General features: G+C 66.7%; 22 protein-coding genes and 1 pseudogene. 1 reads left to right on the top strand and 22 read right to left on the bottom strand.

The annotated features are described in order from the left end of the window. The 3 genes from ACLFOB_RS11435 to rplO form a co-directional block, all read right to left on the bottom strand. Positions 1-528 (bottom strand): adenylate kinase (locus tag ACLFOB_RS11435; protein WP_410926146.1); only part of this gene is annotated, 528 nt, incomplete at its 3' end. Next, positions 525-1,883, bottom strand: coding sequence for a preprotein translocase subunit SecY (gene secY, locus ACLFOB_RS11430; RefSeq protein ID WP_410915610.1), 1,359 nt, complete (start codon positions 1,881-1,883; stop codon positions 525-527). The genes ACLFOB_RS11435 and secY, both read right to left, overlap by 4 nt. A 104-nt stretch (positions 1,884-1,987) precedes the next feature. Next, positions 1,988-2,461, bottom strand: coding sequence for a 50S ribosomal protein L15 (gene rplO, locus ACLFOB_RS11425; RefSeq protein ID WP_410915611.1), 474 nt, complete (start codon positions 2,459-2,461; stop codon positions 1,988-1,990). A gap of 281 nt (positions 2,462-2,742) precedes the next feature. On the opposite strand from rplO, the gene ACLFOB_RS11420 reads away from it, so the two are divergent. Next, a complete protein-coding gene (locus ACLFOB_RS11420) occupies positions 2,743-3,345 on the top strand; it encodes a hypothetical protein (RefSeq protein ID WP_410915612.1) in 603 nt (200 codons plus the stop codon). 167 nt (positions 3,346-3,512) lie between these two features. Here the strand turns inward: ACLFOB_RS11420 and rpmD are convergent, their stop codons facing one another. From rpmD to ACLFOB_RS11325, 19 genes and pseudogenes are all read right to left on the bottom strand, one after another. Next, positions 3,513-3,701: a 50S ribosomal protein L30 gene (rpmD, locus tag ACLFOB_RS11415; RefSeq protein ID WP_410915613.1), complete on the bottom strand. Its 189-nt coding sequence runs from the start codon at positions 3,699-3,701 to the stop codon at positions 3,513-3,515. 12 nt (positions 3,702-3,713) lie between these two features. Further along, positions 3,714-4,283 carry a 30S ribosomal protein S5 gene (gene rpsE, locus ACLFOB_RS11410; protein ID WP_410915614.1) on the bottom strand — a complete coding sequence of 190 codons (570 nt, stop codon included), beginning with the start codon at positions 4,281-4,283 and terminating at the stop codon, positions 3,714-3,716. A 136-nt stretch (positions 4,284-4,419) separates the two neighbouring features. Further along, positions 4,420-4,779 carry a 50S ribosomal protein L18 gene (gene rplR, locus ACLFOB_RS11405; RefSeq protein WP_410926145.1) on the bottom strand — a complete coding sequence of 120 codons (360 nt, stop codon included), beginning with the start codon at positions 4,777-4,779 and terminating at the stop codon, positions 4,420-4,422. A gap of 13 nt (positions 4,780-4,792) precedes the next feature. Continuing rightward, positions 4,793-5,326: a 50S ribosomal protein L6 gene (gene rplF, locus ACLFOB_RS11400; RefSeq protein WP_410915617.1), complete on the bottom strand. Its 534-nt coding sequence runs from the start codon at positions 5,324-5,326 to the stop codon at positions 4,793-4,795. An 11-nt stretch (positions 5,327-5,337) separates the two neighbouring features. Continuing rightward, positions 5,338-5,730, bottom strand: coding sequence for a 30S ribosomal protein S8 (rpsH, locus tag ACLFOB_RS11395; protein ID WP_410915618.1), 393 nt, complete (start codon positions 5,728-5,730; stop codon positions 5,338-5,340). Between the two features lie 13 nt (positions 5,731-5,743). Beyond that, positions 5,744-6,049, bottom strand: coding sequence for a 30S ribosomal protein S14 (gene rpsN / locus ACLFOB_RS11390; protein WP_410915619.1), 306 nt, complete (start codon positions 6,047-6,049; stop codon positions 5,744-5,746). Positions 6,050-6,069: 20 nt separating this feature from the next. Then, positions 6,070-6,633 (bottom strand): 50S ribosomal protein L5, encoded by a 564-nt coding sequence (rplE, locus tag ACLFOB_RS11385; protein ID WP_410915620.1) that lies wholly within the window; start codon positions 6,631-6,633, stop codon positions 6,070-6,072. Continuing rightward, positions 6,626-6,937: a 50S ribosomal protein L24 gene (gene rplX, locus ACLFOB_RS11380; protein ID WP_410915621.1), complete on the bottom strand. Its 312-nt coding sequence runs from the start codon at positions 6,935-6,937 to the stop codon at positions 6,626-6,628. Before rplX ends, rplE begins: the two co-directional genes overlap by 8 nt. After that, entirely contained in the window at positions 6,937-7,305 is a 369-nt protein-coding gene (gene rplN / locus ACLFOB_RS11375; RefSeq protein ID WP_410915622.1) for a 50S ribosomal protein L14, read from the bottom strand. Before rplN ends, rplX begins: the two co-directional genes overlap by 1 nt. 106 nt (positions 7,306-7,411) lie before the next feature. Beyond that, positions 7,412-7,642, bottom strand: coding sequence for a 30S ribosomal protein S17 (gene rpsQ, locus ACLFOB_RS11370; RefSeq protein ID WP_410915623.1), 231 nt, complete (start codon positions 7,640-7,642; stop codon positions 7,412-7,414). A gap of 9 nt (positions 7,643-7,651) precedes the next feature. Beyond that, positions 7,652-7,855: a 50S ribosomal protein L29 gene (rpmC, locus tag ACLFOB_RS11365; RefSeq protein ID WP_410926144.1), complete on the bottom strand. Its 204-nt coding sequence runs from the start codon at positions 7,853-7,855 to the stop codon at positions 7,652-7,654. 123 nt (positions 7,856-7,978) lie between these two features. Next, on the bottom strand, positions 7,979-8,392 hold the full coding sequence (gene rplP / locus ACLFOB_RS11360) for a 50S ribosomal protein L16 (protein WP_410915625.1): 414 nt from the start codon (positions 8,390-8,392) through the stop codon (positions 7,979-7,981). 13 nt (positions 8,393-8,405) lie between these two features. Further along, positions 8,406-9,110: a small ribosomal subunit protein uS3 gene (rpsC, locus tag ACLFOB_RS11355; protein ID WP_410915627.1), complete on the bottom strand. Its 705-nt coding sequence runs from the start codon at positions 9,108-9,110 to the stop codon at positions 8,406-8,408. Further along, entirely contained in the window at positions 9,110-9,490 is a 381-nt protein-coding gene (gene rplV / locus ACLFOB_RS11350) for a 50S ribosomal protein L22 (protein WP_410926143.1), read from the bottom strand. Before rplV ends, rpsC begins: the two co-directional genes overlap by 1 nt. A 6-nt stretch (positions 9,491-9,496) precedes the next feature. Continuing rightward, positions 9,497-9,775, bottom strand: a complete 279-nt coding sequence (rpsS, locus tag ACLFOB_RS11345; RefSeq protein ID WP_410915629.1) for a 30S ribosomal protein S19 — start codon at positions 9,773-9,775, stop codon at positions 9,497-9,499. A gap of 3 nt (positions 9,776-9,778) precedes the next feature. Further along, on the bottom strand, positions 9,779-10,621 hold the full coding sequence (gene rplB, locus ACLFOB_RS11340; RefSeq protein WP_410915631.1) for a 50S ribosomal protein L2: 843 nt from the start codon (positions 10,619-10,621) through the stop codon (positions 9,779-9,781). Between the two features lie 149 nt (positions 10,622-10,770). Then, on the bottom strand, positions 10,771-11,067 hold the full coding sequence (locus tag ACLFOB_RS11335; protein WP_410915633.1) for a 50S ribosomal protein L23: 297 nt from the start codon (positions 11,065-11,067) through the stop codon (positions 10,771-10,773). Next, positions 11,064-11,681 (bottom strand): 50S ribosomal protein L4, encoded by a 618-nt coding sequence (gene rplD / locus ACLFOB_RS11330; RefSeq protein WP_410926142.1) that lies wholly within the window; start codon positions 11,679-11,681, stop codon positions 11,064-11,066. Before rplD ends, ACLFOB_RS11335 begins: the two co-directional genes overlap by 4 nt. Position 11,682: 1 nt before the next feature. After that, positions 11,683-12,110: pseudogene (locus tag ACLFOB_RS11325) on the bottom strand (50S ribosomal protein L3); the annotation flags it as partial.

The raw sequence follows: 12,110 nt of genomic DNA, 5'->3' as shown, positions 1-12,110 counted from the left end.
GTAGTATTCCATCAGCCGCTGGCGCAGGCTTTCCTCGTTGTCGTCGGCGCGGCGCGTGAACTCGGTGCCGCCGCAGTTGGTGCATTTGCCGTCCGAGGGGATCGGCCTCGTGATGTCGTTGTAGACTTCGCCGCAACCCGCGCAGGTCGAGCGCGCCGTGATCCTGCGGACGAGTTCGTCGTCGTCCACCTGCATCTCGATCACGGCGTCCAGCGTCGCTCCCGTCTCGCGCATGAGCTCACCCAGCGCGTCGGCCTGGGCAAGCGTGCGCGGGAACCCGTCGAAGATGAAGCCAGGCGCCTCCGAGCTTTCCAGACGCTCGCGGATCAGTCCGATGACGATATCGTCGGTGACAAGCTCGCCCCGGTCCATCACTTCCGCGACGCGCCTGCCCATTTCCGTGCCGCTTGCACGCGCCGCGCGCAGCATGTCGCCGGTGGAAAGCTGCACGAGGCCGCGATGCTTTTCGAGCCGGCGCGCCTGGGTGCCCTTGCCCGCCCCCGGCGGTCCGAGAAGTATGATGTTCATTTCCTGGCCGGCGCCTTCTTGCCGCCCCGCTTCTTGCCGCGAAGCTGGGATTTCTGGATCAGGCCCTCGTACTGATGGGCAAGCAGATGGCTCTGGATCTGCTGCACCGTGTCCATCGAGACCGAGACCACGATGAGCACCGAGGTGCCGCCGAAGTAGAACGGGATCGCAAACTGGTTGCGCAGGATTTCCGGCAGCAGGCAGACAAGCGCAAGGTAGCCGGAGCCGAGCACGAGCACGCGGTTGACCACGTATTCCAGGTATTCGGCGGTCTTCTTGCCCGGCCGGATGCCGGGGACGAAGCCGTTCTGGTTCTTCAGGTTGTCGGCCACGTCGTCGGGCTTGAAGGCCACGTTGAACGTGTAGAAGTAGGCGAAGAAGATGATCATCGCCGCGAAGAACAGCAGGTAAAGGGGCTGTCCGGGCCCGAAGTAGGCCATGATCGTGGACATAACCGGCCCGGACTCCTGACCGGAAAAGGTGCTGAGCGTGGTCGGCAGCAGCAGCAGCGAGCTTGCGAAGATCGCCGGGATCACGCCCGACGGATTGACCTTGACCGGCAGGTGGCTCGTCTGCGCCTCGGTCATCTTCATCCCCATCTGGCGGCGGGGATACTGGATCGTGATCTTCCTGAGAGATCGCTCCATGAAGACCACGAAGGTGATCGTCACGACCACCATCAGGATCACGCCGACGATCACCGCGGGGCTGATGGCGCCCGACCGGCCCGACGCGAAGAACTGCGCCAGCGCCGCCGGGATCTCGGCGATGATGCCCACGAAGATGATGAGGCTGATGCCGTTGCCCACGCCGCGGGCCGTGATCTGCTCGCCCAGCCACATCAGGAACATCGTCCCGCCCACCAGCGTGATGACGCAGGAGGCGCGGAAGAACCAGCCGGGGTCGGTCACCAGATCGCCGGCCTCCAGGCTGACGGCCAGGCCGTAGGCCTGCAGCGTCGCCAGCAGCACGGTGCCGTAGCGCGTGTACTGATTGAGCTTCTTGCGCCCCTGTTCGCCCTCTTTCTTCAGCTGTTCAAGGCTGGGCACCATGGCCGCCAGCAGCTGCACGATGATCGAGGCCGAGATGTAGGGCATGATGCCCAGCGCGAAGATGCCCATGCGTCCCAGCGCGCCGCCGGTGAACATCGACAGCATCCCGCCGATGCCGGTGGAGGCCTGCGTCATGAAATCCTGCAGCGCCTGCCCGTCGATCCCCGGCACGGGGATGAAGGTGCCGATGCGGTAGACGATCAGAAGGCCGAGCGTGAAGAAGATGCGCTGCCGAAGCTCGGTGGCGCGCGCGAAGGCACCCCAGCTCGTGTTGGCGGCCATCTGTTCGGCTGCGGATACCATGCGCTCCCCCGGTCAGGGCTCCACCGCCCGGCGCGTGAAGGGCGCAGGACGGCGGGCATAAGGCTTTCGGTTATCTAATCGGCGCGATCCCGCGCCACAACCCGTTATTCGGCGGCCGACGGTGCCGACAGCGTGATCGAGCCCCCCGCGGCTTCCACCGCAGAGACGGCCGATTTCGACGCGCCGGTGACGTGCAGGTCCAGCTTCGAGGTCAGCTCGCCCTTGGCCAGCACGCGCACGCCGTCGAGCCGGCGGCGCACGAGACCGGAGGCGACAAGCGCCTCTTCCGTCACCGGCTGGCCGGCGTCAAGCTTGCCGGCCTCGACGAACTTCTGGAGCATCCCGAGGTTCACCACGGCATAGGACTTGCGGTTGGGCTTGCTGAAGCCGCGCTTGGGTAGCCGCTGATAGAGCGGCATCTGCCCGCCTTCGAAGCCCTTGATGGCCACGCCGGAGCGGGACTTCTGACCCTTGATGCCGCGGCCGGCGGTCTTGCCCTTGCCGGAGCCCGGGCCGCGGCCCACGCGCTTGGCCTTTTTCGTGGCGCCTGGCGCGTCACGCAGTTCGTTGAGTTTCATGTCGCTTCTCCTTGCCGGATACCGCCCCGAAGCGAGTTGACGGACCACGGCGTTTTTTGGTTGTCGGATTCGGACCAAAGGGCCACCGCGGGCGTTTACCCGTCAATCGCGCCGCGTTCAAGCGGCAGAGATTGGCGGCGAGGTGGCGCATGGCGCCATGAAGCAAGGGACGGCTTCTGCGGGCGGCAGCGGGAGCTTTGCCTTGAATGGACCGCACGGGCAGGGCGGGCGTTTTCCTGTGCCGCCGTCGGGCATTCGGTCGATCGGCAGGAGGCGCGCAAATGGCACTCGACAGCACGCACATCGCCGCTCTGGCCGGCATCCTGAGCGTTGCCGCGTATCTGCCTTACGGCTACGACGTCCTGCGCGGAACGGTGATCCCGCAGCGCACGTCCTGGCTGATCTGGGGGCTGCTCAGCCTGATCGCCTTCTTCTCGATCCTGATGTCCGGGGGAAGCGACGGCCTGCTCTTCACGGGCGCGCAAATGACGGGCACCAACACGATCTTCCTGCTCTCGCTCTGGCGGGGAACCGGATCGCTGGCAGAGCCCGCCGACTTCACCGTCATCAGCCTCTCCGCATTGGGCCTGGGCCTCTGGTGGTGGACCGACAACCCGGCCTGGGCAATGGGCCTGTCGATCACGATCGGCACGCTTGGCGGGACGCTGACCGTCGCCAAGGCCTACCGGCGCCCCCGGTCCGAGGCATTGCGGCCCTGGGCGTTGCAATGGCTCGCGGCGCTTCTGGGCGTGGGGTCCGTCATCGACACCACGGCGCTGGAGGTTGCCTATCCCCTCTACCTCTTTCTGCTCTACAGCGGAATCGTCGGGGCCACGTTGGTCGGCCGGGCGCTGTCCCGGCGGTCGGTCACCCCGTCAGCGTGAGTTACCGGGATGCCGGACGGCATATGCGCGACGCTGTCCCTCGTTCACGGCGGCGCACGGCGGACCCATGCAGACTTGGGCCTTGCCCGGTCGGTCCCTTCGCCAGCAAAAAGGCGCCCCCCGAAACCGAGGGGCGCCCAGTTCGTGCAAACGTGACGCGTGTCCCGTCAGCCGCGTTCTTCGACGATCTCGACGAGATGCGGGATCTTGGCGATCATGCCGCGGATCGCCGGCGTATCCTCCAGCTCGCGGGTGCGGTGCATCTTGTTCAGGCCCAGGCCGATCAGCGTCTGGCGCTGCTTGGCCGGGCGGCGGATGGGCGAGCCCACCTGCTTGACGACGATGGTCTTGGACATGTGCTGTCTCCCTTACGCCTCGGCCGCTTCGGGCTTGGGCGCGTCTTCCCTGTGCAGGATGTCGGCGACCTTCTTGCCGCGGCGCTGCGCGACCATGCGCGGGCTCTGCTGCTTCTTCAACGCGTCCATCGTGGCGCGGATCATGTTGTAGGGGTTCTGCGACCCCAGCGACTTCGCCACCACGTCCTGCACGCCCAGCATCTCGAAGACGGCGCGCATCGGGCCGCCCGCGATGATCCCGGTGCCCTGCGGAGCGGTGCGCATCATCACCTTGCCGGCACCCCAGCGGCCCGACTCGTCGTGATGCAGCGTGCGGCCTTCGCGCAGCGGCACGCGGATCATGCCGCGCTTGGCCTGCTCGGTCGCCTTGCGGATCGCCTCGGGCACTTCCTTGGCCTTGCCCTTGCCGAAGCCCACGCGGCCCTTCTGGTCGCCCACGACGACCAGCGCCGCGAACCCGAAGCGCTTGCCGCCCTTCACGGTCTTCGACACGCGGTTGATCGCCACGAGGCGATCGGCGAATTCGGGCGTCTCGTCGCGGTCCCGGCGACCCCGGCCGCCGTCTCTGTGTTCTCGGGCCATGCGGCCTCCTGTGCTTGCGGCGCCTGATGCGCCAGATGGTCCAATCCAGGTGCCCGTGCGGGCCCGGATCATCGGGGCGTGACCGCCCGCGCCGTCCTTGCCGGCCTGCGCCGGCGGTGAAGGGGCGTGGCCGCCCCTAGAACTTCAGCCCGCCCTCGCGGGCCGCGTCGGCCAGCGCCTTGATGCCGCCGTGGTAGCGGAAGCCGCCGCGGTCGAAGTAGCAGCCTTCGACACCCGCGGCCTTCGCGCGTTCGGCCAGCGCCGTGCCCACCCTGGCGGCGGCCTCGACGTTGTTCTTGCCGATCACGCCCAGATCCGCCTCGAGCGACGAGGCGGCCGCAACGGTGCGGCCCTCCGCATCGTCGATCAGCTGGGCGTGGATGTTCTTGTTCGACCGGTGCACGCAGAGGCGCAGCTGCCCTGCGTTCACCGTCTTGAGCTTGTTCCTCACGCGCAGGCGGCGCTTCAGGAACTGCGTTCGCTTGTCCAATGCCATTGTTCCCGGGCCCCTACTTCTTCTTGCCTTCCTTCTGGAAGATATACTCGCCCTTGTAGCGGATGCCCTTGCCCTTGTAGGGTTCGGGACGCCGCCAGTCGCGGATCTTGGCCGCGACTTCGCCGACGAGCTGCTCGTTGTTGCCTTCCACGATGATCTCGGTGGGCTTCGGCGTGGTCACCGTGACGCCCTGCGGGATCGGGAAATCGACATCGTGGCTGAGGCCGAGGTTGAGCTTCAGCGTGTTGCCCTGCGCCTGCGCGCGATAGCCCACGCCCCGCACCTCCAACTCCTTCTTGAAGCCCTCGGTCACGCCCTGCACCAGGTTCGCGACGTTGGTGCGGCTCATGCCCCACTGCTGGCGCGCGCGCTTCGAGCTGCCGCGCGGCGTGATGCGGATGACACCGTCTTCCTGCGTGATGGTCACCTCGTCGGTGGCCGTCCAGGCGCGGGTGCCTTTCGGCCCCTTCACCTCGACGGTCTGACCCGACACGGTGGCGGTCACCCCCGAGGGGAGCGCGACCGGCTGTTTTCCGATACGAGACATCGCGAACCTCCTCAGAATACCGTGCAGAGCACTTCGCCGCCCACGTTGGCCGAGCGTGCCGCGGCATCCGACATCACGCCCCTGGGGGTCGAGACGATCGAGACGCCAAGGCCCTGCCGGACCGAGGGCAGGTCGCGCACGCCCATGTAGACGCGGCGGCCGGGGGTCGACACGCGCCGCAACTCCTGGATCACGGGCCGGCCGTCGGCATACTTGAGCGCGATCTCGAGCTGGGCATGGCCCCGCTCGTCCGTGCCGCGCTCATAGCCGCGGATGAAGCCCTCGTCCTGCAGCACGTCAAGCACCCAGGCACGCAACTTGGACGCCGGGGTGACGACGCTGGTCTTGCCGCGCATCTGCGCGTTGCGGATGCGGGTGAGCATATCGCCGATGGGATCGTTCATCTGAAACCCTCCCTCACCAGCTCGACTTCACAAGGCCCGGCGCCTGGCCGGTGGAGCCCAGCTCGCGCAGGGCGATCCGGCTGACCTTGAGCTTGCGGTAGTAGGCGTGCGGCCGGCCGGTCAGCTGGCAGCGGTTGTGCAGCCGGGTGGGCGAGCTGTTGCGCGGCAGCTTGGCAAGCGCCAGCCGCGCCTTGAAGCGCTCTTCCATCGGCTTCGACTCGTCCTTGGCGATCTCTTTCAGCGCGGCGCGCTTGGCGGCGTATTTCTCGACAAGCCGCTGGCGCTTCTTCTCGCGCTCGACCATCGCTTTCTTGGCCATGATGCAGTCTCCTCCGGCGCTTAACTGTTGAAGGGCATGTTGAAATGCTTCAACAGCGCCTTGGCTTCCGCGTCGGTCTTCGCGGTGGTGGCGATAATGATGTCCATGCCCCAGATCTCGTCGACCTTGTCGTAGTCGATCTCGGGGAAGACGATGTGCTCCTTCAGGCCCATGGCATAGTTGCCGCGGCCGTCGAAGGCCGAGCCCTTCACGCCGCGGAAGTCGCGGACGCGGGGCAGCGCGATGGTGATCAGCCGGTCGAGGAACTCGTACATGCGGGCGCCGCGCAGCGTGACCTTGGCGCCCAGCGGCATGTCCTCGCGGACACGGAAGCCGGCGATCGACTTCTTCGCCTTGGTGATGACCGCGCGCTGGCCGGCGATGAGGCTCAGGTCCTCCTGCGCCGATTTCGCCTTCTTGCTGTCGCGGACCGCCTCTGCACCACAGCCGATGTTCAGCACGATCTTGTCGAGGCGCGGGATCATCATGTCGTTGGCGTAGCCGAATTCTTCCTTCAGCTTGGCCTTGATCTCGGCGTCGAAGAGCGCGCGCAGGCGCGGGGTGTAATTCTGGGCGTCAAGCATCGATCACGTCCCCCGTGGTCTTGGCATAGCGCACCTTCTTGCCGTCCTCGACGCGGAAGCCGACGCGCGTGGGCTTGCCGTTCTTGTCCACGATGGCGAGGTTCGACAGGTCCACAGGCAGCGCCTTGGGAATCCGGCCGCCCTGGCTGCGGGCGGACTGGCGGGTGTGGCGCACGGCCATGTTCACGCCGTCCACGACCGCCTTGCCGGCCTTGGGATCGACCGAGGCGATGGTGCCGGTGCGGCCCTTGTCCTTGCCGGTGAGCACGATCACCTTGTCGCCGGTCTTGAGCTTCGCGGCCATCAGAGCACCTCCGGGGCGAGCGAAATGATCTTCATGAAGTTCTTCGAGCGCAGCTCGCGCACGACGGGTCCGAAGATCCGCGTGCCAACGGGCTCGAGGTTGTTGTTGAGGATCACGGCGGCGTTGCGGTCGAAGCGGATGGCGGTGCCATCCTCGCGGCGCACTTCCTTGGCGGTGCGCACGACGACGGCCTTGCGCACGTCGCCCTTCTTCACGCGGCCGCGCGGAATGGCTTCCTTGACCGACACCACGATGATGTCGCCCACGGAGGCGTATTTCCGCTTGGATCCGCCGAGGACCTTGATGCACTGCACCCGGCGTGCGCCGGAATTGTCAGCGACATCCAGATTGGTCTGCATCTGGATCATGAGGTTTCTCCCGACCTTTGGGGCGGGCCCTGCCCGTGCTCCCCAGGGTTTCGATCAAACCGGGACGTGATGGCCTTCTGCCCGGCGGCGATGCCGCCCAAGGGGCTTAGTCGGCGACCACCTCCCAGCGTTTCGTCTTGGATTTCGGCGCGCATTCGATGATGCGCACCTTGTCGCCCACCGAGAACGACCCGTTCTCGTCGTGGGCGCGATACTTCTTCGACTTCCGGATCGTCTTCTGCAGCACCGGATGCTTGAAGCGGCGCTCGACCGAGACGGTCACGGTCTGGGCATTGGCCGTGGAGGTCACGGTGCCCTGAAGGATACGCTTGGGCATGGCTCCCCCTTACTCGGCGGCCGCTTGCGCGGCCTTCTCGTTCAGCACGGTCTTGACGCGCGCAGCATCGCGGCGCACGGCGCGCATCCGCGCGGTGTTCTCGAGCGCGCCGGTGGCCTGCTGGAAGCGCAGGTTGAACGCCTCCTTCTTCAGCCGGGTCAGCTCCTCGCGGAGCTGGTCGGGCGTCTTGTCTCTCAGTTCCTTGGCGTCCATCGCCTAACGTCCTTCCATCAGAAGTCGCGGAACGCGGCGCCAGCCGCCGTGCCCCAGTGGCACCATCCCGCGCTTTTCCAACACGCTGCGGGCGCCCGGCCGCCGGCCGGATGCCCGAAAATCCTACCAGTCCTCCCGGACGACGATGCGCGACTTGATCGGCAGCTTCATCGCCGCGAGTCGGAGCGCTTCCCTTGCCACATCCTCGGCCACGCCGTCAATCTCGAACATGATGCGGCCGGGCTTGACGCGAGCTGCCCAGAAATCGACCGAACCCTTGCCCTTGCCCATCCGGACCTCGGTCGGCTTCGAGGTGACGGGCAGGTCGGGAAAGATGCGGATCCACACCCGCCCCTGACGTTTCATGTGGCGCGTCATGGCACGGCGCGCGGCCTCGATCTGGCGCGCGGTGATGCGCTCGGGCTGCGTGGCCTTCAGGCCGTAGGTGCCGAAGTTCAGATCCGATCCGCCCTTGGCCTCGCCGTGGATGCGGCCCTTGTGCTGCTTGCGGAATTTCGTGCGCTTGGGTTGAAGCATCTTTCACGTCTCCTCAGCGACGACCGGCGCCGCGGGGGGCCGGGCCGTCCTGGATCTCCTGCATGCGGCGGTCGCGGGCCTGCGGGTCGTGCTCCATGATCTCGCCCTTGAAGATCCAGACCTTGACGCCGATGATCCCGTAGGGCGTGGAGGCTTCGACATTGGCATAGTCGATGTCCGCCCGCAGCGTGTGCAGCGGCACCCGCCCCTCGCGATACCACTCCGTCCGCGCGATCTCGGCCCCGCCGAGGCGGCCCGACACGTTGACCCGTATGCCCTGGGCGCCCATGCGCATCGCGTTCTGCACCGCCCGCTTCATCGCCCGGCGGAAACTCACCCGGCGCTCGAGCTGCTGGGCGATCGACTCGGCCACCAGCGTGGCGTCGAGTTCGGGCTTGCGCACCTCGACGATGTTGAGGTGCAGCTCGCTGTCGGTCATCGACGCCAGCTTCTTGCGCAGCGCCTCGATGTCGGCGCCCTTCTTGCCGATGATGACGCCCGGACGCGCGGCATGGATCGTCACGCGGCACTTGCGGTGCGGCCGCTCGATGATGATGCGCGCGATGCCGGCCTGCTTGGCCTCCTTGCGGATGAACTCGCGGATGCGGATATCCTCGAGCAGCAGGTCGCCATAGTCCTTGGTGTCGGCATACCAGCGGGAATCCCAGGTCCGGTTGACCTGAACGCGCATCCCGATCGGATTGGTCTTGTTACCCATTAGGCCTGCTCCTCGATCTGGCGCACCTTGATGGTCAGCTCCGAAAACGGCTTTTCGATGCGGCCGAAGCGGCCGCGCGCGCGGGGGCGGCCCCGCTTGAGCACCATGTTCTTGCCGACCCAGGCCTCGGCCACGATCAACTCGTCCACATCGAGATTATGGTTGTTCTCGGCGTTGGCGATCGCGGACTGCAGGCATTTGCGCACGTCCTGCGCAATGCGCTTCTTCGAAAAGGTCAGATCGGTCAGCGCGCGATCCACCTTCTTGCCGCGGATCATGGCCGCCACGAGGTTGAGCTTGCGCGGGCTGGTGCGCAGCATCCGCAGCTTTGCCATCGCCTCGTTCTCGGCCACGCGGCGGGGGTTCTTTTCCTTGCCCATCGCCAGTTATCTCCGCTTCGCTTTCTTGTCGGCCGCGTGACCGTAGTAGGTCCGCGTCGGCGAGTATTCGCCGAACTTCTGGCCGATCATGTCCTCGGAAACGTTCACGGGAACGTGCTTGTGCCCATTGTAGACGCCAAAGGTCAGCCCCACGAACTGAGGCAGGATCGTCGAGCGGCGCGACCAGATCTTGATGACGTCGTTGCGGCCCGATTCACGGGCCTTCTCGGCCTTCTTCAACACGTAGCTGTCGACGAAAGGCCCTTTCCAGACGGAACGTGCCATGGCTCAGCGGCCCTTCTTCTTCGCGTGACGCGACCGCAGGATCAGCTTCTGCGACGCCTTGTTGGTGTTGCGGGTGCGGCGACCCTTGGTGTCCTTGCCCCAGGGCGTGACCGGCGTGCGGCCGCCCGAGGTGCGGCCTTCGCCGCCGCCCAGAGGGTGGTCGATCGGGTTCATCGCGACGCCGCGCACCGAAGGCCGCTTGCCGAAATGCCGGGTCCGGCCGGCCTTGCCGAAGTTCTGGTTCGAATTGTCGGGGTTCGACACCGCGCCGACGGTGGCCATGCACTCCTGCCGCACCATCCGCAATTCGCCCGAGCTGAGCCGGATCTGCGCATAGCCGCCGTCGCGGCCCACGAACTGCGCATAGGTGCCAGCGGCGCGCGCAATCTGGCCGCCCTTGCCGGGCTTGAGTTCGATGTTGTGCACGATGGTCCCGATCGGCATCCCCGAGAACGGCATCGCGTTGCCGGGCTTGATGTCGACCTTGCTGCCCGACACGATCTTGTCGCCGATGGCAATACGCTGCGGCGCCAGGATGTAGGCCTGTTCGCCGTCCTCGTACTGAACCAGAGCGATGAAGGCCGTGCGGTTGGGGTCGTATTCGATGCGCGCGACCACCGCGGGCATGTCGTGCTTGGTGCGCTTGAAATCGACGATGCGGTAGAGCCGCTTCGCCCCGCCGCCGCGGCGCCGCGCGGTGATCCGTCCGGTGTTGTTGCGTCCGCCCTTCTTCGTCAGGCCCTCGGTGAGCGCCTTGACGGGGCGGCCTTTCCACAGTTCCGAACGGTCGATCAGTACCAGCCCGCGCTGGCCAGGCGTCGTCGGATTGTACGACTTGAGTGCCATGGTTTCTGTCTTCCGTCGTTCTCGGGCGGGCGCGTCCCGCCCCGGTTGTGCGGGCCTCCCGGCCCGTCTGGCAAAGGGCCCCGAAGGTCCCCGGCGAAAAGGCCGGGGCCCCGGTTCGCCCGGGGCCCCGCCTGAGTCGGCGTCCTCTATCAGAGGCCGGTGGTCACGTCGATGGTGTTGCCCTCTTCGAGCGTGACATAGGCCTTCTTCACGTCCTTGCGGCGGCCGGGCATGCCCCGGAACCGCTTGGTCTTGCCCTTGGCGATCGAGGTGTTCACGGCCTTGACCTTGACGCCGAAGATCGCCTCGACGGCTTCCTTGATGCTGGGCTTGTTCGCGTCGATGGCCACCTCGAAGACCACGGCGTTATGTTCGGAAGCCATGGTGGATTTCTCGGTGATCAACGGCTTGCGGATCACGTCGTAATGTTCGGGTTTCGCGCTCATTTCAGCCGCGCCTCCAATGCTTCGACACCCGCCCGGGTCAGCACGAGCGTGTCGCGCTTGAGGATGTCGTAGACGTTCGCGCCGATGCCGGGCAGCACGTCGAGGCCCTCGATGTTCTGCGCGGCCCGGGCAAAGCCCGCATCGACCTGCGCGCCGTCGATCACGAGCGCACGCTTCCAGCCCAGTTCGCGGACCTGCCTGGCCAGTTCGGCGGTCTTGCCGCTGGCCGTGGCCTCGTCGAGAACCACGAGCGACCCCTCGCGCGCCTTCGCCGACAGAGCGTGCTTCAGGCCCAGCTTGCGGATCTTCTTGGGCAGGTCGTGGGCGTGGCTGCGGGGCACGGGGCCCTTGTAGACCCCGCCCTTGCGGAAGATCGGCGCGTTGCGGTCGCCGTGACGTGCGCCGCCGGTGCCCTTCTGACGATAGATCTTCTTCGTCGAATAGCTCGTCTCGGAGCGTGTCTTGACCTTGTGCGTGCCCTGCTGGGCGCGCGCGCGCTGCCAACGGACGACGCGGTGCAGGATGTCGGCGCGCGGCTCGAGACCGAAGATCTCGTCGCCGAGGTCAACCGAACCCGCGCTGCCGCCGTCCAGCTTGATGACGTCGAGTTTCATCTCACTCGCCTTCCTTCTTCTCGTCCGACGCGGGGCTTTCGCCCTGCTCGGCCTCCTTCTGCGCCTCGATGTCGGCCTCGGCCTCCTTGAGCGCGGCCTCCTGTTCGGCGGCGGCGGCCTCTTCCGCGGCGCGGCGGGCCTCCTCCTCCTCGGCGGCGGCCTGCGCGGCGGCCTCCTCGGCCTGGCGCTTGGCCTCTTCGGCGGCGGACTTCAGCGCGGCGGGCAGGATCAGGTTTTCGGGCGCAGGCTTTTTCACCGCATCCTTGACCGTGACCCAGCCGCCCCGCGGCCCGGGCACGGCGCCCTTGATCATGATGACCCCGCGCTCGGCGTCCGTGCGCACCACCTGCAGGTTCTGCGTGGTGACACGCGCCGCCCCCATGTGGCCGGCCATCTTCTTGCCCTTGAACACGCGGCCGGGGTCCTGAC

The sequence above is a fragment of the Rhodosalinus sp. genome (assembly GCF_046542825.1).
In the GTDB taxonomy this organism is placed as follows: Bacteria; Pseudomonadota; Alphaproteobacteria; order Rhodobacterales; family Rhodobacteraceae; genus Rhodosalinus.
This window is presented reverse-complemented; position numbering and strand designations above follow the sequence as displayed.